The organism is Pseudofrankia saprophytica, assembly GCF_000235425.2.
Lineage (GTDB): Bacteria > Actinomycetota > Actinomycetes > Frankiales > Frankiaceae > Pseudofrankia > Pseudofrankia saprophytica.
This window is the reverse complement of record NZ_KI912266.1, coordinates 2,913,178-2,934,925: the sequence shown is the minus strand read 5'-3', so window position 1 is coordinate 2,934,925 and position 21,748 is coordinate 2,913,178. Positions and strand designations below refer to the sequence as shown.

General features: G+C 74.3%; 21 protein-coding genes. 16 read left to right on the top strand and 5 right to left on the bottom strand.

Annotated features, from left to right (window positions below):
* The first annotated feature begins 2 nt into the window (after positions 1–2).
* The 11 genes from FRCN3DRAFT_RS0212195 to FRCN3DRAFT_RS0212145 all read left to right on the top strand — a co-directional run bounded on the left by FRCN3DRAFT_RS0212195 (position 3) and on the right by FRCN3DRAFT_RS0212145 (position 9,621).
* A complete protein-coding gene (locus tag FRCN3DRAFT_RS0212195; RefSeq protein ID WP_007514545.1) occupies positions 3–782 on the top strand; it encodes a (Fe-S)-binding protein in 780 nt (259 codons plus the stop codon).
* Positions 783–1,103: 321 nt separating this feature from the next.
* On the top strand, positions 1,104–2,705 hold the full coding sequence (locus FRCN3DRAFT_RS0212190) for a LutB/LldF family L-lactate oxidation iron-sulfur protein (RefSeq protein ID WP_007514544.1): 1,602 nt from the start codon (positions 1,104–1,106) through the stop codon (positions 2,703–2,705).
* On the top strand, positions 2,702–3,484 hold the full coding sequence (locus FRCN3DRAFT_RS0212185) for a LutC/YkgG family protein (RefSeq protein WP_007514543.1): 783 nt from the start codon (positions 2,702–2,704) through the stop codon (positions 3,482–3,484). Before FRCN3DRAFT_RS0212190 ends, FRCN3DRAFT_RS0212185 begins: the two co-directional genes overlap by 4 nt.
* Before the next feature lie 219 nt (positions 3,485–3,703).
* A complete protein-coding gene (locus FRCN3DRAFT_RS0212180; protein ID WP_007514542.1) occupies positions 3,704–4,021 on the top strand; it encodes a hypothetical protein in 318 nt (105 codons plus the stop codon).
* A gap of 1 nt (position 4,022) precedes the next feature.
* A complete protein-coding gene (locus FRCN3DRAFT_RS51275) occupies positions 4,023–5,210 on the top strand; it encodes an FAD:protein FMN transferase (protein WP_007514540.1) in 1,188 nt (395 codons plus the stop codon).
* The gene (locus tag FRCN3DRAFT_RS0212170; protein ID WP_007514538.1) at positions 5,207–5,854 is read left to right on the top strand and encodes a ferric reductase-like transmembrane domain-containing protein; all 648 of its coding nucleotides are present in this window, start codon (positions 5,207–5,209) and stop codon (positions 5,852–5,854) included. Before FRCN3DRAFT_RS51275 ends, FRCN3DRAFT_RS0212170 begins: the two co-directional genes overlap by 4 nt.
* A complete protein-coding gene (locus FRCN3DRAFT_RS0212165; RefSeq protein WP_007514536.1) occupies positions 5,851–7,359 on the top strand; it encodes an NADH-ubiquinone oxidoreductase-F iron-sulfur binding region domain-containing protein in 1,509 nt (502 codons plus the stop codon). Before FRCN3DRAFT_RS0212170 ends, FRCN3DRAFT_RS0212165 begins: the two co-directional genes overlap by 4 nt.
* Positions 7,360–7,486: 127 nt before the next feature.
* Positions 7,487–7,861 (top strand): ferredoxin, encoded by a 375-nt coding sequence (locus tag FRCN3DRAFT_RS44135; RefSeq protein WP_007514533.1) that lies wholly within the window; start codon positions 7,487–7,489, stop codon positions 7,859–7,861.
* 226 nt (positions 7,862–8,087) lie between these two features.
* Positions 8,088–8,603 (top strand): pyridoxamine 5'-phosphate oxidase family protein, encoded by a 516-nt coding sequence (locus FRCN3DRAFT_RS0212155; RefSeq protein ID WP_007514531.1) that lies wholly within the window; start codon positions 8,088–8,090, stop codon positions 8,601–8,603.
* A 39-nt stretch (positions 8,604–8,642) separates the two neighbouring features.
* A complete protein-coding gene (locus FRCN3DRAFT_RS0212150; RefSeq protein WP_007514529.1) occupies positions 8,643–9,137 on the top strand; it encodes a nitroreductase family deazaflavin-dependent oxidoreductase in 495 nt (164 codons plus the stop codon).
* 280 nt (positions 9,138–9,417) lie between these two features.
* Complete coding sequence (locus FRCN3DRAFT_RS0212145) at positions 9,418–9,621, top strand: cold-shock protein (RefSeq protein WP_007514527.1); 204 nt, start codon at positions 9,418–9,420, stop codon at positions 9,619–9,621.
* Between the two features lie 866 nt (positions 9,622–10,487).
* Here the strand turns inward: FRCN3DRAFT_RS0212145 and FRCN3DRAFT_RS44130 are convergent.
* Positions 10,488–11,324, bottom strand: a complete 837-nt coding sequence (locus tag FRCN3DRAFT_RS44130; protein WP_007514526.1) for a PadR family transcriptional regulator — start codon at positions 11,322–11,324, stop codon at positions 10,488–10,490.
* 214 nt (positions 11,325–11,538) lie between these two features.
* Here FRCN3DRAFT_RS44130 and FRCN3DRAFT_RS56080 point away from each other — a divergent pair, with 214 nt between their 5' ends.
* From FRCN3DRAFT_RS56080 to FRCN3DRAFT_RS0212120, 4 genes are all read left to right on the top strand, one after another.
* Positions 11,539–12,117 (top strand): helix-turn-helix transcriptional regulator, encoded by a 579-nt coding sequence (locus tag FRCN3DRAFT_RS56080; protein ID WP_027140495.1) that lies wholly within the window; start codon positions 11,539–11,541, stop codon positions 12,115–12,117.
* An 8-nt stretch (positions 12,118–12,125) separates the two neighbouring features.
* Positions 12,126–13,310: a phosphotransferase gene (locus tag FRCN3DRAFT_RS44125; protein WP_131803610.1), complete on the top strand. Its 1,185-nt coding sequence runs from the start codon at positions 12,126–12,128 to the stop codon at positions 13,308–13,310.
* A gap of 178 nt (positions 13,311–13,488) precedes the next feature.
* Positions 13,489–13,827, top strand: coding sequence for a TFIIB-type zinc ribbon-containing protein (locus FRCN3DRAFT_RS0212125; RefSeq protein ID WP_027140494.1), 339 nt, complete (start codon positions 13,489–13,491; stop codon positions 13,825–13,827).
* A gap of 269 nt (positions 13,828–14,096) precedes the next feature.
* Positions 14,097–14,819, top strand: coding sequence for a NeuD/PglB/VioB family sugar acetyltransferase (locus FRCN3DRAFT_RS0212120; RefSeq protein ID WP_007514522.1), 723 nt, complete (start codon positions 14,097–14,099; stop codon positions 14,817–14,819).
* Between the two features lie 137 nt (positions 14,820–14,956).
* Here FRCN3DRAFT_RS0212120 and FRCN3DRAFT_RS0212115 read toward each other — a convergent pair whose 3' ends face one another.
* Both FRCN3DRAFT_RS0212115 and lon read right to left on the bottom strand, forming a co-directional pair.
* The gene (locus tag FRCN3DRAFT_RS0212115) at positions 14,957–15,334 is read right to left on the bottom strand and encodes a VOC family protein (protein WP_007514521.1); all 378 of its coding nucleotides are present in this window, start codon (positions 15,332–15,334) and stop codon (positions 14,957–14,959) included.
* Between the two features lie 215 nt (positions 15,335–15,549).
* Positions 15,550–18,108 (bottom strand): endopeptidase La, encoded by a 2,559-nt coding sequence (gene lon / locus FRCN3DRAFT_RS0212110; protein ID WP_007514520.1) that lies wholly within the window; start codon positions 18,106–18,108, stop codon positions 15,550–15,552.
* A gap of 264 nt (positions 18,109–18,372) precedes the next feature.
* Here lon and FRCN3DRAFT_RS0212105 point away from each other — a divergent pair, with 264 nt between their 5' ends.
* The gene (locus FRCN3DRAFT_RS0212105) at positions 18,373–19,419 is read left to right on the top strand and encodes an alpha/beta hydrolase (protein ID WP_007514519.1); all 1,047 of its coding nucleotides are present in this window, start codon (positions 18,373–18,375) and stop codon (positions 19,417–19,419) included.
* 50 nt (positions 19,420–19,469) lie between these two features.
* Here the strand turns inward: FRCN3DRAFT_RS0212105 and FRCN3DRAFT_RS0212100 are convergent, their stop codons facing one another.
* Complete coding sequence (locus FRCN3DRAFT_RS0212100; RefSeq protein WP_007514518.1) at positions 19,470–20,513, bottom strand: NAD(P)-dependent alcohol dehydrogenase; 1,044 nt, start codon at positions 20,511–20,513, stop codon at positions 19,470–19,472.
* Between the two features lie 170 nt (positions 20,514–20,683).
* Positions 20,684–21,538: a DUF459 domain-containing protein gene (locus FRCN3DRAFT_RS44120; protein ID WP_232794017.1), complete on the bottom strand. Its 855-nt coding sequence runs from the start codon at positions 21,536–21,538 to the stop codon at positions 20,684–20,686.
* Positions 21,539–21,748: the final 210 nt, after the last annotated feature.

Genomic DNA, 21,748 nt, shown 5'->3' with positions numbered 1-21,748 from the left:
GGATGCGGATCGGCCTGTTCGTCACCTGCCTCGTCGACGGGATGTTCCCGGACGTCGGCGACGCGACCGTGCGGGTGCTGGAGCGTCTCGGCCACGAGGTCGACCTGCCGCTGGCGCAGACCTGCTGCGGCCAGATGCACATCAACACCGGCTACGCCCGCGAGGCGCTGCCGTTGGTGCGGCGGCACGTCGGCGCGTTCGACGGATACGAGGCGGTCGTCGCGCCGAGCGGGTCCTGCGTCGGCTCGGTACGCCACCAGTACGCGACACTCGCGGCCGCCGCCGGCGACGAGGCGCTGGCCGAGGCCGCCGCCGACCTCGCGGCGCGCACCTATGAGCTGTCCGAGTTCCTCGTCGGCGTGCTCGGCGTGACCGACGTCGGGGCCTACTACCCGCACCGGGTCACCTACCACCCGACCTGCCACTCGCTGCGGCTGCTGCGGGTCGGCGACGCGCCGACGCGGCTGTTGCGTGCCGTCGCCGGCCTGGAGCTGGTGGAGCTGCCCGCCGCCGAGGCGTGCTGCGGCTTCGGCGGCACGTTCGCGCTGAAGAACGCGGACACGTCGACGGCGATGCTCGCCGACAAGATGCGGGATGTGCTGTCCACCGGCGCGGAGGTCGTGACCGCCGGCGACTCGTCGTGCCTCATGCACATCGGTGGCGGTCTGTCCCGGCTCCGGGCCGGCGTCCGCCCCGTCCACCTGGCCGAGATCCTTGCGTCCACCCCCGGGTCGCGGGTCGCCGCGCCGGCCGCGTCATCCGCCACGCGGGCCGCGCGATGATCCGGCCGGGTGCCGACCGGCCTCCTCGGGGCCGCCGGGGCGGTCACCGGCCGGGCTGGACACGCACAGCGATCAAATGTGTACGGCTGAGCGGGCCGTGGACAGGCGAACCGGGGCGGGCTGGTAGGCCGGGCACACCCCGGCCCGTCCTCCGACTGGTGACCTCCCATCCCCGCCAGGTTCGAACGTCGAAGTGTGGCATCTGGAGGTGTCTATAGGCATGCTCATCCACCACAGTTCGCCGCCTGAGGTTGGGACTGTGGCATCTCAGCGGGTCCATAGGCACGCTGAGATGCCACACTTCGCTGGCGGGAGGATGTCGTGACGGCGTCGGGCGGGGCGACGGGGGCATCCGCGGCGACGTTTCTGGGGCTGCCGGCGGTGGTGCCGCCGACGGCGCCGCGTGGGGTCGGGATGCTGCGCGGCGACGAGCCGTTCCCGGTGGCCGCCCGCCGGGCGCTCGGCGACGCGCAGCTACGTCGCAACCTGGGGAAGGCGACGGGCACGATCCGCGGGCGCCGGGCGCGCGTCGTCGCCGAGCTCGACGACTGGGACCAACTGCGGGCCGCCGGTGCCGCGATCAAGGACGACGTGCTCGCGAACCTGGGCGACTACCTGGTCCAGCTGGAGGAGCAGGTCACCGCGCGCGGCGGCGTCGTCCACTGGGCGCGCGACGCCAACGAGGCCAACCGGATCGTCGTCGACCTCGTCCACGCGGCGGGCGCCACCGAGGTCGTCAAGGTCAAGTCGATGGCGACCCAGGAGATCGGCCTGAACGAGGCGCTCGCCGACGCCGGCGTCGCCGCCTGGGAGACCGACCTCGCCGAGCTGATCGTCCAGCTCGGCCACGACCGGCCCAGCCACATCGTCGTCCCGGCGATCCACCGCAACCGCGCCGAGATCCGCGACATCTTCGTCCGGGAGATGGGCGCCTCCGGCGGCGTCCCCGCGCCGCCCGGCCTGACCGACGAGCCCCGGGCGCTCGCCGAGGCCGCCCGCCGGCATCTGCGGGAGCGTTTCCTGTCCGCCCGGGTCGCGATCAGCGGGGCGAACTTCGCCGTCGCCGAGACGGGCACGCTCGCGGTCGTCGAGTCGGAGGGCAACGGCCGGATGTGCCTGACGCTGCCCGACACGCTCATCACCGTGATGGGCCTGGAGAAGATCGTCCCGACCTGGCGCGACCTGGAGGTCTTCCTCCAGCTGCTGCCCCGCTCGGCGACCGGCGAGCGGATGAATCCCTACACCTCGATGTGGACGGGGGTGGCACCCGGCGACGGGCCGCAGGCGTTCCATCTGGTGCTGCTGGACAACGGCCGGACGGCGACGCTCGCGGACCCGGCCGGGCGGGCGGCGCTGCGCTGCATCCGGTGCGCGGCCTGCCTGAACGTCTGCCCGGTCTACGAGCGGACCGGCGGCCACGCCTATGGGTCGGTCTACCCCGGCCCGATCGGCGCGGTGCTGTCGCCGCAGCTCGCCGGCGTCGCCGACAACCCGTCGCTGCCCTACGCGTCGACGCTGTGTGGGGCCTGCCTGGACGCCTGCCCCGTCGCGATCGACATACCGTCGATGCTGGTCCACCTGCGCGCCAAAGTCGTGGATACCGGACGAGGCGCCGGCCACCCGCCGAAGCCCGAACGGGCCGTCATGGCCGCGGCCGCCTGGACGATGGCGAAACCGGACCGCTGGGCACGCGCCCTACGCGCCGCCCGCCTCGGCCGGCTGCTCGGGCGCCGCCGCGGCGCGATCGGCCGGCTGCCACCGCCGCTGGCCGCCTGGACCGTCAGTCGCGACCTGCCGCTCCCCCCGGCCGAGAGCTTCCGCGACCGCTGGTCGCGTCAGCGGCCCGGCTCCGACCGTCCGAAAGCGCCGGACGCGACCGACGCGGCGGACGAGGGGACGCTGGACGAAGGGACGCCGCGATGAGTCCGACGAACCCGCTGCCGCCGCGGCCGTCCGGTGACGCGCGGGCGGAGGTCCTGGCCCGGGTGCGCGCGGCGCTCGCCGACCGGCCGGCCCCGCCTCCCGTCACCCGGGACTACCGGACCGCTGGCGCAGGATCTCCGAGCCTGGCGGCGGACGCGCCGCCAGCTGCGCTGTTCGAGCTGCTGGCCAGCCGACTCACCGACTACCACGCACTCGTCCGTGGGGTCTCGGCCGGGCAGGTCTCGCCCGGTGGCCCGGCGACCGGCGGGGACGGCGCCCTCGACGGAGACGGCATACCCAACGGGGACGGCGCATCCGACGGGAACATCGCGTCCGCCGTCGCCGCCGCGCTGACCGGGCGCGGCGCGCGTCGACTGGTCCGCCCGCCGGGTCTGCCACCCGGCTGGCTCGCCGCGGCGCGCGGGATCGAGATGGTCGACGACGAGCCGCCACTGACCGCCGCCGAGCTGGACGCGACCGACGGGGTGCTCACCGGCTGCGCGCTCGCGATCGCCGAGACCGGGACGATCGTGCTGGACGGCGGCCCGGGGCAGGGCCGGCGGGCGCTGTCCCTGGTGCCCGACTACCACCTGGTGGTCGTGCGCGCCGACCAGGTGGTCGCAGGTGTGCCGGACGCCCTGGCCCGCCTGCGCGCCGCCGGCGCCGCGGCCCGCCCGCTGACCTGGGTCAGCGGGCCGAGCGCCACCAGCGACATCGAGCTCCACCGGGTCGAAGGGGTGCACGGGCCCCGCACGCTGGAGGTCATCCTCGTCGGCTAGTGGGATGGCCGACCGGTGTACGAAAAGCCTGGTCGAGGAGTCGGGTCGCTGACACATCCTCCGGGCCTGCGCACAGCGTCCGTTCAGTCCGCTCCAAGGGTTCGCGGTCACTCTGACGGTGATGCAGCGATCGTTGCACCCGCACCGACCACGCCAACCATGGCGAGGCCGGTCGCTCACGGTGGCGATCGCGGCGAGGGCCGACGGAGGGACAGGACCATGCCAACCCGTGACAACGGTGTCCGACCATCCCGCGACGACGGGATCCGGCGCACGGCGAGGGCGACCAGAAGCCTGTTCGCCGTCAGCGCCGCCGCCGTCATCGGGTTCGGCGTCCTGGCGCGTGATCACTCCGCCGCATCGGCCGGTTCGGGCGGCAGCGAGACGGACGGCAACACGACCACCGGCGGCACACAGGACGACGGGTCCTCGTCCGGGAGCGGCGACTCGACCTGGTCGTTCGACGACGGGTCCAGCGGCGGCCTGGTCTCCGGCGGCGGTACGGGCGGTTCCCACGCCAGCTCGGGCGGGAGCTGACATGCGCGCCGAGGACGCCGCCGCCGAGTGGGCGGTGTGGAGCACGACGGCACGGGTGGTCGTCACCGACCCCGCGGCGATCGACGAGGCGCGGCTGCTCGTCGTGGAGGAGCTCGCGGCCGTGGACGCGGCGGCGAGCCGGTTCCGCGACGACTCCGAACTCAGCCAGGTCGCGACCGCCGGTGGGCGGCCGCACAGGGTCAGCCCGCTGTTCGCCGAGCTGGTCGCGGCCGCGCTCAAGGCGGCCGAGGCCAGCGGCGGCGACGTCGACCCGACGCTCGGCGGCCCGCTCGCCGCGCTCGGCTACGACCGCGACATCGCCCTGATCGCCCCCGGCGGCGCGGTCATGCCCAGCCCCGCCGGGGCCTCGCGCGCCGGCGCCGCGCACGCTTCGGGCAGTTCGGGCAGTTCGGGCAGTTCGGGCGCCGCGCTCGCCATCGCCACGGCCGCGCTCGGCGTCGACGGCACGCCGGCCACTGTCATGCGGCTCGCGCCCGCGTGGCGGCGGATCGTTCTCGACGGCGACGTCCTGACGGTGCCAGCCGGCGTCCAGCTCGACCTGGGCGCAACCGCGAAGGCGCACGCGGCGGACCGGTGCGCGGCTCTGGTCGCGAGTCGGCTCGGCGTGGGCACGCTCGTCAGCCTCGGCGGCGACATCGCGACGGCCGGCGCCGCGCCGCCAGGCGGGTGGCGCGTCCAGGTGCGGGACCGCCCTGGCGAGCCGGCCTGCGCCGTGACGCTTGCCGCCGGCGGCGCGCTGGCCACGTCGAGCACGATCGGCCGGCGCTGGCGACGCGACGGCCGGATGCTCCACCACATCCTGGACCCGCGCACCTGCCAGCCTGCCCCGGTGACCTGGCGGACGGTGACCGTCGCCGCGCGCAGCTGCCTCGCCGCGAACACCGCGAGCACCGCCGCCCTCGTCCGCGCCGAGCTGGCCGTGGGCTGGCTGCGCCGGACCGGCCTGCCCGCCCGGCTGGTCGACGCGGCCGGCTCCGTCCACGCCGTCGCCGGCTGGCCACCCGCCCCACCGGCTCCCACTCCCACCTCCGCCCCCGATCGCACCTCCACCGCCATCGCCGCCGTCACGGCGACCGCGGCGGACACGGCGGACACGGCGGACACGGCGGACACGGCGCTGGCAGCGGCGGCGCTGGCGGCCACGGCGTGGGAAGGCGACGCGCGGTGACGAACGACGCGCTCTGGTACGCCGCCCGCGGCACCGGGATGACGTTGCTGCTGGTCCTGACGCTGACGGTCGTCCTGGGGATCACGGCCCGCTCGGGGCGACCGGCCGCCGGGCTGCCGGGGTTCGCGCTGGCCACGGTGCACCGCGACGCGAGCCTGCTCGCAGTGGCGCTGCTCGCCGTCCACGTGACGACGCTGGTCGCCGACCCGTACGCCCACATCGGCGCCCTTGACGTGGTGTTGCCGTTCCGCGCCAACTACCGGTCGCTGTGGGTGGGGCTCGGGACGGTCGCGCTCGACCTGCTCGTGGCGCTCGTCGTGACGAGCCTGCTGCGCCACCGGATCGGCGCGCGCGCCTGGCGGGCCCTGCACTGGGCCGCCTACGCCACCTGGCCGCTGGCGTTCGCGCACTCGCTCGGCTCGGGCAGCGACGTCGGCACCCGCTGGCAGTTGCTCGTCGCCGTGCTCTGCGCCGCCGCCGTACTGCTCGCGGTCGGCTGGCGATGCTCGACGTCCTTCCCGATGGCCGGCAGGGCGAGCCTTTCGGCCAGGAGGGCGAGCCAGAGACCGGCTCCCCCGGACGTCGCCAGATCGTCACCGCGCCCAGGCCCGAGCCACCCCGCCAGCGCGGAGGGGGTCCGATGACCGCGGCGCCCGTGAACGACGCCCAACTGCCGCGACGCGGCCGGAACGGGGACGTCATGTCCGCCTCGTCCTCGGGCCCGGGAGCCGCCGCGGCGGGGCGAGCGGCCGAAGGGGCGGCGCGCCCAGCCGGGTCGCCGCCCTGCACGGGGCCGGAATCTCCCGCGCGGCCGGGTCACGAGCCCCGCCTGTTCGGCTCCGCCGCCGCGAGCCTCGAGGAGCACCTTGCCCGGCTGGGCCCCGTCCCGTTGCGCGGCGGTCCCGGCCCGCTCGTCGATGAGCTACGCGCCGCCGGCCTGACCGGGCGTGGTGGCGCGGGCTTTCCCGTCTGGCGCAAGCTGGCCGCCGCGCGCGACGGTGGGACGGCCACCGGGCGAGGAGGCGGTGGGCAGGCGGTGGGTGGATCGGTGACGGTGATCGCCAACGCCGCCGAGGGCGAGCCGGAGAGTCGCAAGGACGCCTGGCTGCTGACCGCGGCGCCCCATCTGGTGCTGGACGGTCTGGCGCTGGTCGCCGAGGCCGTCGCGGCGGCCGACACCCGGGTCTACGTCAAGCCAGGCCCAGCCGCCGATGCCGTGACCCGCGCTCTGGCCGAACGGCGGGCCGCCCGACTCGACCGTGTCCCACCCGTCGTCCGAGCGGCCCCGGCGGGGGTGTTCGTCGCGGGCGAGGCGACCGCCGCCGCGGCGGCCGTGGTCGGCGGGAAGGCGGCCAGGCCGTTCCCCCAGTGGGTCCCGCTCGCCGCGCCCGCGCCACGCGGCGCCGGCCGGGCGGGGCAGTCCGGGCAGTCCGGGCGATCCGGGCGGCTGCGTCGTCCGGTCGTCGTGCTCAACGCCGAGACGCTCGCCCACGTGGCACTCGTCGCCCGGTACGGCGCGGCCTGGTTCCGGAGCACCGGCGCGCCCGACGACCCGGGCACCATGCTCGTCACCGTCAGCGGCGCGGTCGTCTCCCCGGGGCTGGTCGAGGTGCCGGTCGGCGCCACCCTCAGGGAGATCGTCGGGCTCGCGGGCGGCCCGGCCGAGGAGCCGGGGGCGGTCCGCGTCGGCGGCTACGGCGGCGGCTGGCTGCCGGCGGGCCGGGCGCACGCGGTCCCGATGTCACGGGCCGGGCTCGCGGCCTGGGGCGCCGGTCCCGGGCCTGGTCTCGTCCACCTGTTGCCCGGGCGGCTCTGCGGGCTGGCGGAGACGGCCAGGATCGTCGGCTACCTGGCCGGGCAGAGCGCGGGGCAGTGCGGGCCGTGCCGTGACGGCCTGCCGGAGCTGGCGGCCGCGATGTCCGGCCTGGCCGCGATGGGAGCGATGGCCGCGATGCCCAGCCTGCCGGCCACGGGCGGCCTGACTGGCCACTGGGCGTGGCAGGCGGCCGAGCTCGCCGAACTGGTCGACGGGCGGGGCGCCTGTCGCCATCCCGACGGCGCCGCCCGCCTCGTCCGCACGGCGCTGCGAGCCTTCGCCGTCGACCTGGCCGCCCACGCCGCCGGCCGCTGCGCGGGTTCGGCCGCGTGATCGTCGTCATCGAAAGGGCTGCGGCGCCGCGAAACGGGTAGTTCCTGGCATGGCCGCGCTCCCCCCCCCCACCGCCGACACCGTCTCGAGCCACCACATCCACCCGACCAGCAGGGAGGGCACAGCGATGACCAGTCGACTGCCACAACCGTCAGCCGGTTCGCAGGCGCCCACGCACTCGGCACCCGACAGGCAGGCGCACGGCGATGGCCCGCGACCGGCGGTGAAGCCGCCGTCGAGCTGGCTGCTCACCGTCGACTGGACGGCGTGCGACGGCCGCGGCTGGTGCGCCGAGCTGCTGCCCGAGGTGCTCGCCCAGGACCGGTGGGGCTATCCGATCTCGCGCGAGGAGGCCGCCCGCGCGGCCGCCGCCCGCGACGGCGAGCGCCCCCCGGGGCGTCCCAGCCGCGACATCCCGGTCCCACCGCCGCTGGCCGCGCACGCCCGCCGCGCCGCCGACACCTGCCCGCGCCAGGCGCTCCGGCTGCGTTACGTCTCCTGAGACAGGCCCGGTCCAGTCGATGGCGGCGGGATCGGGAGTGGTGATCTGCTCGACTCTCCCTTTCCGCGCAAAGCCGCCGTGGTGCTCGCGATTCAGGGATATCCGGGATAGTCGCGCGGCTTGAGCACACTCTGTGGCATTCTCTGGCGACGCCGGACGGACCGGCCTGGGTCGGACCCCCGACTTCCCACCGCCGACAGCGGACAGCGGACCAGGAGAGGGACGGGTGGGCACCAACCAGCGATCCCAGATCGAGATGACGGCCGAGGAGATCTCGGCCTACGTGGCGACACGGCGCACGGCCACGCTGGTGTCGCTCGGGCCGACCGGCCACCCGCACGCCGTCGCGATGTGGTTCGCCGTCCTCGACGGGGTGCTGTGGTTCGAGACCAAGGCCAAGGCGCAGAAGGCGCTCAACATCCGCCGCGACCCACGGGTCACCGTCCTGCTGGAGGACGGCCTGACCTACGACACACTGCGTGGGGTCTCGATGGAGGGGCGGGCCGAGATCGTGGACGACCCCGAGGCGCTGTGGGCCGTGGGCGTGAATGTCTGGGAGCGGTACCACGGCCCATACAGCGACGAGGCGCGGCCGCTGGTGGAATTCATGCTCCACAAGCGTGTAGCCGTGCGCGTCGATGTCGAGCGCGTTCGCTCCTGGGATCATCGCAAGCTCGGCATGAGCCCGATGCCCCTCGGAGGGTCCACAGCCGCCCACTACCCCGGTCCTCAGCCCCGATAGATCAGCGGGTCGGTAGATCGGGCACTTTCAGGAGCTTCGGTGGCACGTTTCTCCCTGCCAGAGAAGGCCCCCAGCGGCCTGGACTCCCCCACGACGGCCAAGGCCATCAAGTACCTGGCCAGGACCCAGGTGAAGATCTTCAGGATGACCAATGGGCGCATCGGCGGCAAGTGGCGGGTCGGGGCAGGTTTCCGCCGGCCGGTGCCGACGCTGCTTCTCCAGCACCGCGGCCGCAGGTCCGGAAAGATGTTCACCACGCCCCTGCTGTACCTGAGATCCGGTGACGACCTGGTCGTCGTGGCCTCCCAGGGCGGGCTGCCGAGGAACCCGCAGTGGTACCTGAACCTCGTCGCCCACCCGGAGACGCGGGTGCACATGAAGGGTTGGCGCGACATCCCCGTCCGCGCCCGGGTCGCCTCGCCCGAGGAGCGCGCCGATCTGTGGCCGCGGCTGGTCGATCTCTACGCCGACTTCGCGCGGTACCAGGGGTGGACCGACCGCGAAATCCCCGTCGTGGTCCTCGCCCCGCTCTGAGCCCCGTCCGACCGGCCCTGCCCAGAGACGCCAAGTAGGCCACGGGCACAGCCGATTGCCCCGTTTTCGTGCGTCCTGGCCGCGCAAACAGAGGGACCGTGGTTCCGCCGTGGTGAGACTGCCAGCGCCGACGGCGGGTAGGGTGGTGGTGTTACCGGTTCTCCGCTGTATGAACGTCATGCATCGTCGAACGGGAACGGCCGGCCGTGGAGCGGTCCGCGGCTGGCGCGAGACCGGGAGACGAAGGACGTCTACCGGGAAAGTAGCAAGGAGAACGCTCGTGGCTCAGGGTACCGTCAAGTGGTTCAACGCGGAGAAGGGCTTCGGATTCATCTCCGTGGACGGTGGCGGTCCGGACGTGTTCGTCCACTTCTCGGCGATTCAGTCGGACGGCTACAAGTCGCTTGACGAGGGACAGAACGTGCAGTTCGAGATCGTGCAGGGCCAGAAGGGTCCGCAGGCTGACAAGGTTCAGCCCGTCTGACGACCCCTCGACCTCAGACAGAGCAGCGCGCGGCCCGGCGGTCGCGCGCTGCTTTGTTGTGGGCCGTCTACACACCCGTCGCGGCCAAAACCGTCCGCGGCCACCCGTGGACCATCGCGCGGCCAGGATGGAGCCGGGCGACAAATCAGCCACACGATCTCGAAAACCGCGCCGCCGAACCGGACGCCGCGACGGGACCCCAACGGGAAGATTCCGGGCGCCGGCCTGTTCGATCATGCGGCCGTCGAACGGCGCGACAACCGGAGAATTCGTAAATCGTTAGAGAGATCGCCCGCTCCGATCGCCGAGCGGTCCGCCGGTCAGAACGGGTTAGGTCGGGGACCGGCGCGGGATGGCTCGACGCGGGATGGCCCGGCGAGTCTCGGTGAAGGCGTCGGTGTGGACCGCGGTGCCGCCGAAACGGCGGTCACTACCGGATGTGTCCACGCTTCAGGCGGGTCCGCGGGGGTAAGTCCGGCCCGCCCCCCGGCGTAGCAGACCGGCCGCGCGAGCCTCGATGGGCTGGCGCCGGGCTGGGCTGGTGGGGGGACCCGGCCGGGCGTCGCGTGGAGGGAGCTCTACGCGACGACCGACCGGGTGTGAGAAGGGCCTCGCCATGCAGCATGGAGGCGGAGTCTTGGCTGCGCCTTAAGAAAAGCTGTAGAGCTGCTGACGAGCGGCCGAGTCCACGCCGGCCGCGCCGGCACGCCACCGGCGACTGGCCGCCGGCCGCCGGCCGCCGGCCACCCTAGCCGCTGGGCTGGCTAAACGGCCAGACCCGGCCGCGGACGGCGAGCTGAGCTGGCCGCGCCCCTCCTCCGTGGCTTCGCCGGACGGGAGAGGGGCGCGGGCTGGACGGCCGCGAGCTACTCGGCGGCGGGCGTGGCGTCATCCGGGGCGGATGCCGCCGGCGGCGCCGGCTCGGCGGCCGAGTCGGTCGACTCGGCAGTCGATTCGGCGGCGGGCTCGCCAGCGAGGATCAGGTACAGCGCGCGCCGGGCCTCGGTGAGGACCTTGTTGGCGGCCGCGACCTGGTCCGCGTCGCCGGTCCTGGCGACCTGCCAGATGGCGGCGTGCAGTTCCTGGGCCGGGCCGAGCAGGCTGGCGCCGCTGCCGGCGCGGGCAGTGAACCCGGCGAACGGATCACCGAGCGTGCCGCGGTTCGCGGTGACGTGCTCCCGGCCGGCCTCGGTGAGGGTGACCAGGCGCCGGCCGCCCTCGGCCGTGACGGTGACCAGGCCCTCGTCCTCAAGCTGGCTGATCGTCGGGTAGACGGCGCCGGGGCTGGGCTGCCAGGCACCGCCGGTGCGTTCGGCGATCGCCTGCATCAGCTGGTAACCGTGCATCGGGCCGTCCGCCTCGGCGAGCAGCAGCAGCACGGCGGCGCGGACGTCGCCGCGGCCGGCGCGGCCGCGGCCACCGCCTGGGCGCCCCCGTCGTCCCCACGGCCCCGGGCCGCCCGGGGGGACCGGACCGCCCGGGGGAACCGGGCCCAGGGGCGGCGGGCCCCCGAACACTCCGAGGCCGGGGCCAGGGAACGGACCCATGCCGGGACCGGGGAACGGGCCCATGCCGGGACCGGGGTGGTGGGCGAACCCCTGGTGGTGGTGGCGACGGAACGGGCCGTGGTGCCGTCGGCCACCGCCGCGCGGACCGTGCTCCTCCGAGCGAGGCTCGGGCCAATCACGATGATCGAACTTCATGGTGTTTCTCCTTGCGGAATGTGTGCGCATACGCGCTGATGGAGGTAGGGGTGCGGGGGCGTCCGTCGGGTGTCCGATCGGCGCGACCAGGCGCACCGGCCGAGCCCGGCGCCTCCCGCGAGTGCCACGGGCACCGAGCTCGCTCCCGGCGTTTGCCTGTCTGGAGCGGGCCAGTGTTTCAGTGACACGCTCACGATATATCGCGTTAGGACGCTTGGCAAGCCCCGGTTGCCGACGAAGTCCGCCGCGATCGCTCCAGGCACTCCGGGCGCTCACGCACTCGGGCACTCCGGGCACTCCGGTCGGAGGCGCCAAGCCGATCCACCGCAAGCTCGGCGCCTCCGACCGGCTCACCGCCGTCCTGCGCGCCCAGCACGCCGGGCTGCTCCCGGCCGGCGCCCGCGTCCCCGCCACGCCCAGCCCGGGAGGCATCGGCCTTCCCGAGCGGCCGGGCGCCCTCGGCCCGACGCGCCGTCCACCCGTCGACGGCCCGGCCGGTGGGCGCCGCGGCGCGCCAGGCGGGCACCGGCGAGGCCGTCGCGAGGGCTCCGGCCCGGCGGACGAGGCCGGATCCCGGCCGTGGCCCGCTGGCGCCGCCTCGCTGAGCGGGCGCGAGCGGCAGGTCGCCCTGCTCGCCGTCGACGGCCTGACGAACCGGGAGATCGCCGACCAGCTGGCCGTGTCGGTACGGACCGTCGAGTACCACCTGGGCCGCGTCAACCGGAAGCTCGGGATCACCCGCCGGGAGGACATTCGCGCCGCACTCACGGTTGGTTCGATCGCGGTTGGTTGAATCGCCAGGTGGATGACGCGTTGCCCCGGGCGGTTCCGGTACGGACGGGAGCTGCCACGACCGTCGGCGCGCAGGAGCCGAGAACTGGTACCGGGGCGCTTCTGGACGGCATGGCCGCGCTCACGGCGCGCCTGGCGGCGGCAGGAGACGGCGGCGCGGTCGAGGTGCTCTCGGAGCGGCACGACCGGCTGGTCGTGCGGCGCGGGGGCGCGGTGCTGAAGGCGCATCAGGCGAATGTCGACCCGGCCGCGCTCGCGGCCCGCCTGCTCGCCGCCGCCGACCCGTGCCTCACCACCGCCCTGCTCGCGCCGCTGCCCATCCCGGACGCCGAGCTCGCCGGCTACGCGGCCCAGGTGGCCGGGCGCTGGGTGAGCGCCTGGCCGTTCGGCCTGGCGCTGGGGCCCGCCGACGCCGATGCCGCGCCGTGGGAACAGGCCGCCACGCTGCTGGCCCGGCTGCACACCGCGCCCTGCCCCGCGGGCATCTCGGGCCTCGCCGCGCACCCGCGCCGACGGCTCGCGCCCGCGATCGGGGCACTGGAGCGTCAGGCGCCGACCCGCCGTCCAGCGAAGGAGCCCGAGGCCGACGCCACGGACACGACCGGGGGCGCGGCCGTGGCGGGAAGCGACCCGGGCGCTGGCGGCTCGGCCCGGACGGCGGTGCTGGCTGCCTACCGCGCGCTGCCGGACCGGGACGTGGTCATGACCGCGCGGCCGGGCCGGCCGGTCACGCTGATCCACGGCGACTGGCACCTCGGGCAGCTGGTCAGGACCGACGCCGACGGATGGCGGCTGGTGGACGTCGACGACCTCGGGATCGGCGACCCGGCCTGGGATCTGGCCAGGCCCGCGGCCTGGTTCGCCGCCGGGCTGCTGCCGCCGGCGGTGTGGACGCGGTTCGTCGACGCCTACCGGGCCGCCGGCGGCCCGGCGCTGCCGCCCAGCGGCGATCCCTGGTCGGCCGTCGACCTGCCAGCGCGGACCTTCGTCGTCGAGTACGCCGCCCGGGCCCTGACCGCGTCGCTGCCGACATCCCCCGGCGGAAGCGGCGGGAGCGGCGGTGAGATCGGGCCAGACAGTGACGAGCGGGTCGGCCCTGACGGGTCCGACGCCCTTGCGGGGCCGGACGATCCGGACGGGCTGGACCCGCTGGGCCAGGCGTTCGTCACCTGCTGCCGCCGGATGCTGTCGTAGCCGTGGTCACCGCACCGCAACGCACCTCGCTGTGCGGCGCGGCGCCGCACGAGGCGCGGCCCAGGCTGTACCCCCCGAGTCGTACATCTGACAGCGCTGTAGAGGATGAAGGCTCAGTAGGCTACGGGCCCGACGAGTCCGCCCCAAGGATGGGTAGGTACACGTGAACCACCCGACGATGCAGTGCCCCAAGTGTCACTCGGCGATGCGGACCTACAGCCGCAACGGCGTCCAGATCGAGCAGTGCGACGGTTGCCGCGGCATCTTCCTCGACTACGGCGAGCTGGAGGCGCTGACCCGACTGGAGGCGCAGTGGGCGCAGCCCGCCCCGCCGATCCCGCCCGCTCCGCCGGCCGCGCAGCCCTACGGCCAGCCCGCGCAGCCCTACCCCGCCCAGCCCTACGGCCAGCCCGCCTGGGGCCACAGCGGTCAGGGTGGGCACGGCATGTTCGGCCATGGGTCCAGCCACGGCCGCCGCGGTCACGGCGGCTTCTTCAACACGTTGTTCTCGAGCTGACCGCGGCCGCGCGGAAAGAGGCGGAAAACGGCGGGAGATCGTTTCGGAACCCCACCGCTTCACCGCCACCGCTTCACCGCCACCAGCTCACCCCCGCCGGTTCACCGCCGGCGGGGCGTGGGCCGGCGACGAGGATGTTCCGTGCGCAGCCATACCGGGGCGCCCCGTGACGTTCGTACGGTCTTCGACCGGGATGAACGACGGTCCACCATGCCCAGCCGGAATACCCCGGGGCGCCTTCGGGTGAGAAAGGCCGTATAAAGGACAGCATGACCGCCGCCGGGCCAGTCCCGCTGCTCATCGTCGGTGCCGGTGGCCTGGCTCGGGAGGCGGCGGAGGCGGCTCGCGCGTCCGGTGAGCACCACGTCGTGGGCTTCCTCGACGACAACCCGGCGCTGTGGGGCGCACCGATCGGCGGCGCCCAGGTGCTCGGCGGCCTGGACCGGGTGGCCCAGTACCCGCGGGCCCGCCTGCTGCTCGGGCCTGGCCGTGGGCGCTCGCGCGCCGTGCTGCGGCACCGGCTCGAGGAGATGGGCGTCGGCGACGACCGCTACACCAACGTGATCCACCCGCGTGCCGTGGTGCCGCCCTCCTGCTCGGTCGGGGCCGGGTCGGTGCTGCTCGCGGGTGCCGTGCTCACCGCGGACGTGACCGTCGGCCGGCACGTCGCCATCATGCCGAACGCGGTGCTCGCCCACGACGTCGTCGTCGAGGACTACGTGAGCGTCTGCGCGTCGGTGACCCTCGCCGGCGCCGTCCGGGTGCGGGCCGGGGCCTACCTGGGGCAGAGCTGCGCGATCCGCGAGGGGCTGACGGTCGGCTCCTGGTCGATGATCGGCATGGGCGCGGCCGTGATCCGCGGGATCGGCGACAGCGAGGTCTGGGCGGGCGTGCCGGCGCAGCTGCTACGCCCGTCCGTGGGCCCCCCGCCGGTCCCGATGAGCCCGCCGGGCGCCGCGCCCCGCACGGGATACGCGCGTTCCGTCCGCTGAACGGGTGGGGCGAATACTCGTCCAGGTGCCCCGCCGCGCGATCTTCGACCATTCTGGCCGGCAAAGACGCCGAGGCGACAGAATTGCTTCTGGACGGTCGCCGCCGGCGGACAGCTCCATACAACTGGAGAACCGGGTTAACTGGAGAACTGGGTTACCGACAATGTGTGACCGTCGGGATCGTTGAACCACACGATTCGATCACCGTCCGGCGATGTCCAGATGCCGAGGCGGTCCTGATCGAGGCCGTCATAGCGGTTGACCCGCACACCTCGGCCGGTGAGCCAGCGCACGGCGTCGGCGAGATCGTCAACCCGCCAGCCGAGCGCCGTGAACGGCTGGGGCACGACCTCGCGCACCGCGCTGACCCGCAGCATCGTGCCGTCCGCCTGGAACACGACCGCCGACGGCGTCTCCTCGACCAGCCGGAGGCCGAGGACCCCCTGATAGAAGTCCAGCGCCCGGTCGAGATCGACCGTCGGCACAAAGGCGATCATCTCAGCGTCAGCGAGCACTCCCCCACCGTCCCATGTTGCCGACACCAATATAGCCCCATCATCTCACTGTGATTTTCCGTCCACCAAAAGCGACGTTGGCGAACGAGACGTGACGCGAGGCGAACGCGCCGGGACCATGGTGGCGAACACATCGCCAACGGCCGGTCGGCGGACGAGGAGTCCGTCGACCGGCCGTCAGCTACCGACCGTCAGCTACCGGGTGCCGGCGCCGGCTAGGCGGCGGCCATCGCGCCGCGGCCCCGCTCGAACGCCGCGGCCGGCTCGAGGGCCAGGTCGAGGACCTCGCGGACGTCGGACACCAGGTGGACGGTGAGCGCGTCGCGCACCGCCGCCGGCACGTCGTCCAGGTCCGGGCCGTTGCGGCTCGGCAGCAGGACGGTGGTGAGGCCGGCCCGGTGGGCCGCCAGCAGCTTCTGCTTGACGCCACCGATCGGCAGCACCCGGCCGGTCAGCGACACCTCGCCGGTCATCGCCACCTCGGCGCGCACCGGGCGGCCGGAGAGCAGGGACGCCAGCGCCGTGGTCATCGTGACGCCGGCGCTCGGCCCGTCCTTGGGCACCGCGCCCGCCGGAACGTGGACGTGGATGCCCCGCTCCGCCAGATCCCCGACCGGGAGCTCCAGCTCGGCGCCGCGCGAGCGCAGGTAGGACAGCGCGATCTGCGCCGACTCCTTCATCACGTCGCCCAGCTGGCCGGTAAGCGTCAGGCCGGTCGCGCCGGTCTCCTTGTCGGCCAGCGACGCCTCGATGAACAGCACGTCGCCCCCGGCGCCGGTGACCGCGAGCCCGGTCGCCACCCCGGGCAGCGCGGTGCGCTCGGCCGACTCGGGCGTGTGCCGCGGCCTGCCGAGGTAGTCGACCAGGTCGCCGGCACCGACCGTCACCGGCGTCGCCGCCGCGCCCCCGGACGGCACGTCCGTCGTCGCGGGCTCGCCACCATCGGCGGCGTCAGCGCCGACGGTGGCGCCGACGCTGGGGCTGGGGCTGGCGGAGCGCGCCGTCTCCAGCGCGACCTTCGCGGCGATCTTGCGCAGCACCCGGGCGATGGAGCGCTCCAGGTCACGCACGCCCGCCTCGCGGGTGTACTCCCCCGCGAGCAGCCGCAGCGCCCCGTCGTCGATCGTCACGTCCGCGGCGGCGAAGCCGGCCCGCTCGAGCTGGCGCGGCAGCAGGTGGTCGCGGGCTATGACGACCTTCTCGTCCTCGGTGTACCCGTCGAGCCGGACCAGCTCCATGCGGTCCAGCAGCGGCTCGGGAATCGCCTCGACGACGTTGGCGGTCGCGAGGAACAGCACGTCGGACAGGTCCAGCTCGACCTCGAGGTAGTGGTCGCGGAACGTGTGGTTCTGCGCCGGGTCGAGCACCTCCAGCAGGGCGGCCGTCGGGTCGCCCCGGTAGTCGGCGCCCAGCTTGTCGACCTCGTCGAGCAGCACGACCGGGTTCATCGTGCCGGCCTCGCGGATCGCCCGGACGATCCGGCCGGGCAGCGCGCCGACGTAGGTGCGCCGGTGGCCGCGGATCTCGGCCTCGTCGCGGACGCCGCCGAGCGCGACCCGGACGAACTTGCGCCCCATCGCGCGGGCGACCGACTCGCCGAGCGAGGTCTTGCCGACGCCTGGCGGGCCGGCCAGTGCCAGCACCGCGCCGCTGCGCCGCCCGCCGACGACCCCGAGCCCCGCGTCCGCGCGCCGGCGGCGCACGGCCAGGTACTCCACGATCCGGTCCTTGACGTCGTCAAGGCCGGCGTGGTCGGCGTCCAGTACCGCGCGGGCGCCGGCGATGTCGAAGGAGTCCTCGGTGCGCTCGTTCCACGGGATGTCGAGCACGGTGTCCAGCCAGGTCCGGATCCAGCCGCCCTCGGGTGACTGGTCGGAGGTCCGCTCCAGCTTGTCGACCTCCTTGAGGGCCGCCTCACGGACCTTCTCCGGCAGATCGGCCGCCTCGACGCGGGCCCGGTAGTCGTCCTGCTCGTCGCCGTCGGCGGCGCCTTCACCGCCCTTGCCGGACAGCTCGCGCAGCTCCTTGCGGACGGCCTCCAGCTGGCGGCGCAGCAGGAACTCGCGCTGCTGGCGGTCCATGCCCTCCTGGACGTCCTTGCGGATGGTCTCGGCGACGTCGAGCTCGGCCAGGTGCTCCCTGGTCCAGCCCAGGACCTTCTCCAGCCGGGCGGCGACGTCGGCGGCCTCCAGCAGCTCCAGCTTCTGCGCCGCGGTGAGGTACGGGGCGTAGCCGGCGGTGTCGGCGAGCGCCGACGGGTCCTCGATCGAGGTCACCGAGTCGACGACCTGCCACGCGCCGCGCTGCTGCAGCAGGGTGGTGACGAGCGCCTTGTACTCGCGGGCAAGGTCGGTGATCTTGCCGTTCACCGGCGTGACGTCGTCGAGAACGGTCGCCTCGACCCACAGCGCGGCGCCGGGACCGGTGCTGCCGGTGCCGATCCGGGCGCGGGCCACCGCGCGGACGACCACGGCGGGCTCGCCACCGGGAAGCCGGCCGACCTGCTCGATGACGCCGAGCGCGGCCACCGGCGCGTACCTGCCGTCCAGCCGCGGGGTCAGCAGGACCTGCGCCTTGCGGCCGTCAGCCGAGGCGGTGGAGCCCACGGAGGCGGCGGAGCCGGCGTTGTCGGGAGAGCGCGACTGGGCGGACGCCCTGGCCGCGTCCACCGCGGCGCGTGTCTCGACGTCGGAGAGCGCGAGCGGAACGACCATGCCGGGCAGCACGACCGCGTCGTCGAGCGGCAGAACAGGCAGCACACGAGTCTGGGTCACGAAGCACATCCCTCACGGTCAACAGACCAGTCATCGCCAAGACCAAGGAACTTGACACTGACCGACTCAAGGCACTGGAGCCCGCCATTGTTCCTCGTCGACCCGCCCCGCCTGTTCGCCCAGACCGAACAGACAGCCGCGGGCCAGTCCGGACCCAGCCGAAGGCACTTGCCTGGTTTTGTCGCGCCCCGGCGCCGGCGGATGGATGCTGCTAGACCAGCCGCGACCCGTGTCGGCGAGCAGCAGAGGAGCCGAGGAGCAGCCATGACGACCGCAACGCCGCCCGTCCCCGCGCCTGGCGCGGAGCCCGCGCCAGTCGGCCCGCCGCCGCCGTTCGACGCGGAGATGGCCGCCATCGTGGAGTCGATCGCCGAGTTCTTACCCGCGGCGATCACCCCGGACATGATCCCGCGGCTACGGGGCAACGGCGGGGTCGGCCCTGGCCTGACGAACGAGGACCTGGCCAGGGACGGGGCGTTCGAGGTCAGCGAGGTGTCCGTGCCCGGCCCGTCCGGGGCGCCGGACGTGGCGTTGCTCGTCTGCCGCCCGACGCCGGCGACCATCGAGGCGGCCGGCGCCGACCCGGAGGCCGCCCAGCCCGTGATCTACCACTCCCACGGCGGCGGGATGATCGTCGGGGACTTCCGGACGGGACTGGCGAACATCCTGGACTGGGCCCAGCAGTTGGGCCTGGTGGCCGTCTCGGTCGAGTACCGGCTCGCGCCCGAGCACCCGCACCCGGCGCCGGTCGAGGACTGCTACGCGGGCCTGCGCTGGACCGCCGACCACGCCGGCGAGATCGGCGGCGACCCCGACCGCCTCGTCCTCGCCGGCCTGTCCGCCGGCGGCGGGTTGTCCGCCGCGCTGGCGCTGCTCGCCCGCGACCGGGGCGGCCCCGCGCTCGCCGGCCAGGTGCTCATGTCCCCGATGCTCGACGACCGCAACGACACCCCGTCCGCGTTCCAGATGACCGGCCGCGGCGTCTGGGACCGCTCCGCCAACGAGACCGGGTGGGGCGCGCTTCTCGGCTCCGCACGCGGCGGGCCCGGCGTCTCCCCCTATGCCGCGCCGGCCCGGGCGGCGGACCTGTCCGGGCTGCCGCCGGCCTACGTCGACGTCGGCTCGGCCGAGACCTTCCGCGACGAGGACGTCGCCTATGCGAGCGGCATCTGGCGGGCCGGTGGGCAGGCCGAGCTGCACGTCTGGCCCGGCGGCTTCCACGGCTTCGACATGCTCGCCCCCCAGACGGCCCTCGCCCGCGAGGCCAAGGACGCCCGGCTGCTCTGGCTGCGCCGCCTGCTCGGGAGATGACACCATGGCTCGCCCGTCGGCCGCGGAGGCGCGCCCGACGGGCGGGCGACTCAGGTGAGCGTGGCGATGTCGATGACGAAGCGGTAGCGGACGTCGCTGGCCAGGACCCGCTCGTAGGCGATGTTGACGTCGCCGGCGCCGATCAGCTCGATCTCGGCGGCGATGCCGTGCTCGGCGCAGAAGTCGAGCATCTCCTGGGTCTCGCGGATGCCGCCGACGTTCGAGCCGGCGAGGTTGCGCCGCGTCTGGATCAGCGAGTAGGCGAAGTGGTTCTGCGGCTCATCCGGGCCGCCGACGTTGCACATCGTCCCGTCCAGGCGCAGCAGCGACAGGTACGCGTCCAGGTCGAGGCTGGCCGACACCGTGTTCAGGATGAAGTCGAGGCTTCCCCGCAGCTCGTCGAACGTCGCCGGGTCGCCGGTCGCCCGGTAGCGGTCGGCGCCCAGGCGCAGGCCGTCCTTCTCCTTGGCCAGCGTCTGGCTCAGCACGGTGACGTCGGCGCCCAGCGCGTGCGCGAGCTGCACGCCCATGTGCCCGAGCCCGCCCAGGCCGACGACGGCCACCCGAGAGCCGGGTCCGACCTTCCAGTGCCGCAGCGGCGAGTAGGTCGTGATCCCCGCGCACAGCAGCGGCGCGGCGGCGTCCAGCGCCAGCGCGTCCGGAATGCGCAGCACGAACGACTCACGCACGACGATCCGCTCGCTGTAGCCGCCATAGGTGGGCGTGCCGTCGCGCTCCCTGCCGTTGTACGTCGCCACCGGATGGGCGACGCAGTACTGCTCCAGGCCCGCCACGCACGGCTCACAGGTCCCGCAGGAGTCGACGAAACAGCCGACACCCACCCGGTCACCGACCGCGAACGCCGTGACCTCGTCGCCGACTGCCGCGACGACGCCGGTGATCTCGTGGCCGGGCACCATCGGGAAGATCACCGGGCCCCAGTCCTCGTTGGCCTGGTGGATGTCGCTGTGGCAGATCCCCGCGTACCTGATGTCGATGACGACGTCGTCCGGGCGCGGGTCGCGGCGCTCGACGGTGGCAGGCTCGACGTTCGCGCCCACGGCCGGGATGGCAAGTACACGTACGGTGGCCATCGTTCTCCTGTTCGATGAGGCGGTCGGCGGAAAGGTCTCGGTGGGGCCTGGGCAGGCCGTCGCTTCCTGGTCGGACGCGGACCACCGGTACGGCGAGCGTGCCCGTCCATGAGCCTGCTCGGACCCACCCGCGTCGGCATGGTGCTCGCGGCACAGCTATCCGTCGGCGGCTATCCGTCGGCGGTCGCCCGCGCTGACCGGTGCCCGCGCCGCGTGCCCGCACGCCGCGGGGCCGGGCGCAGGCGCGTCACCCTGACCGGCCTCGACGGCACGCCCAGCGTGGACCGGTGGGCGGAGGCTGGCGGCGTGCCCGACGGCGACGGAGCCGGGCCGATGGCGGCGACGGCCGCCGCCGCCATCGCCCGCCCGTAACGATCCGCGCCGGCCGACGGGAGCGGGCAGGGTGTCACCGGCGCCATCTGGCGCGGGCAGAAGTGCACCCCGTCGGGGCTGCGCACCGTCACCATTCCGTCGGGCCCGCACTGTTCGCCCGGGCGGCACGGCAGCGTCCAGGTGAACCGCCCGTCCGGCAGGGTCACCTCGCTGCCCGCGGGCACGACGCTCGTGTCCGGCAGGTCGTGGGCGATGTCGCGCCAGACCTGGTCGAGCGGGGTGAACCCGCCGTCGCTGACCTGCTGGTCGAGCCGCGGCGGGGCCTCGACCAGCAGGACGTGGGAGCCACCCCGGGTCAGCCGCGCGACCGCCTTGGTGACGTCCTCCCGGTAGGCCTCGACGAGGTCGCGGTTCTTCATGCACCGCGACCCGGTGTTACCCGAGAAGGACAGTACCGCCACGGTCGGGTGCCACTTGCGCGACTGCTTGCGCATGTCGTCGAGCCAGTCGCAGGGAGCCGTGCCGCCGTACGTGTGGACCAGCAGGGACGTGCCGCCGGCCGCGGTCACCGCCGCCTTGAACGACCCCTGGGCCTCCCAGGCCAGCGAGTCCCCCCACAGCGCCACCTTCCGGCCTCCGCCGTCGCCGCCCCCGTCCGGCCTGCTGACGACCGCGACCAGTCCCAACAGCACCGCCCCGATGAACAGCCACCCGATCGGCCCCGGCCGTCGCGCCGCCACCCCAGCCCTCGCCCCCCTGCTCTACCGTGCGGCCACCGGCCACGCGAGGCCGCGCGATTCAGGCTCAAACACGCGGCGGCTACGCAAAGGATGCCCCAGGCACCAGGTCCGCATGCCGCTCAGCCGGACTCTCGCATGCCACGGCCAGGCCACAAGGAAGGC

Coding starts and splice junctions, on each gene's coding strand:
- FRCN3DRAFT_RS0212195 (WP_007514545.1), top strand. CDS start 3: ATGCGGATCGGCCTGTTCGTCACCTGCCTCGTCGACGGGATGTTCCCG.
- FRCN3DRAFT_RS0212185 (WP_007514543.1), top strand. CDS start 2,702: ATGAGTCCGACGAACCCGCTGCCGCCGCGGCCGTCCGGTGACGCGCGG.
- FRCN3DRAFT_RS0212180 (WP_007514542.1), top strand. CDS start 3,704: ATGCCAACCCGTGACAACGGTGTCCGACCATCCCGCGACGACGGGATC.
- FRCN3DRAFT_RS51275 (WP_007514540.1), top strand. CDS start 4,023: ATGCGCGCCGAGGACGCCGCCGCCGAGTGGGCGGTGTGGAGCACGACG.
- FRCN3DRAFT_RS0212165 (WP_007514536.1), top strand. CDS start 5,851: ATGACCGCGGCGCCCGTGAACGACGCCCAACTGCCGCGACGCGGCCGG.
- FRCN3DRAFT_RS44135 (WP_007514533.1), top strand. CDS start 7,487: ATGACCAGTCGACTGCCACAACCGTCAGCCGGTTCGCAGGCGCCCACG.
- FRCN3DRAFT_RS44130 (WP_007514526.1), bottom strand. CDS start 11,324: ATGAAGTTCGATCATCGTGATTGGCCCGAGCCTCGCTCGGAGGAGCAC.
- FRCN3DRAFT_RS0212125 (WP_027140494.1), top strand. CDS start 13,489: ATGCAGTGCCCCAAGTGTCACTCGGCGATGCGGACCTACAGCCGCAAC.
- FRCN3DRAFT_RS0212120 (WP_007514522.1), top strand. CDS start 14,097: ATGACCGCCGCCGGGCCAGTCCCGCTGCTCATCGTCGGTGCCGGTGGC.
- FRCN3DRAFT_RS0212105 (WP_007514519.1), top strand. CDS start 18,373: ATGACGACCGCAACGCCGCCCGTCCCCGCGCCTGGCGCGGAGCCCGCG.
- FRCN3DRAFT_RS0212100 (WP_007514518.1), bottom strand. CDS start 20,513: ATGGCCACCGTACGTGTACTTGCCATCCCGGCCGTGGGCGCGAACGTC.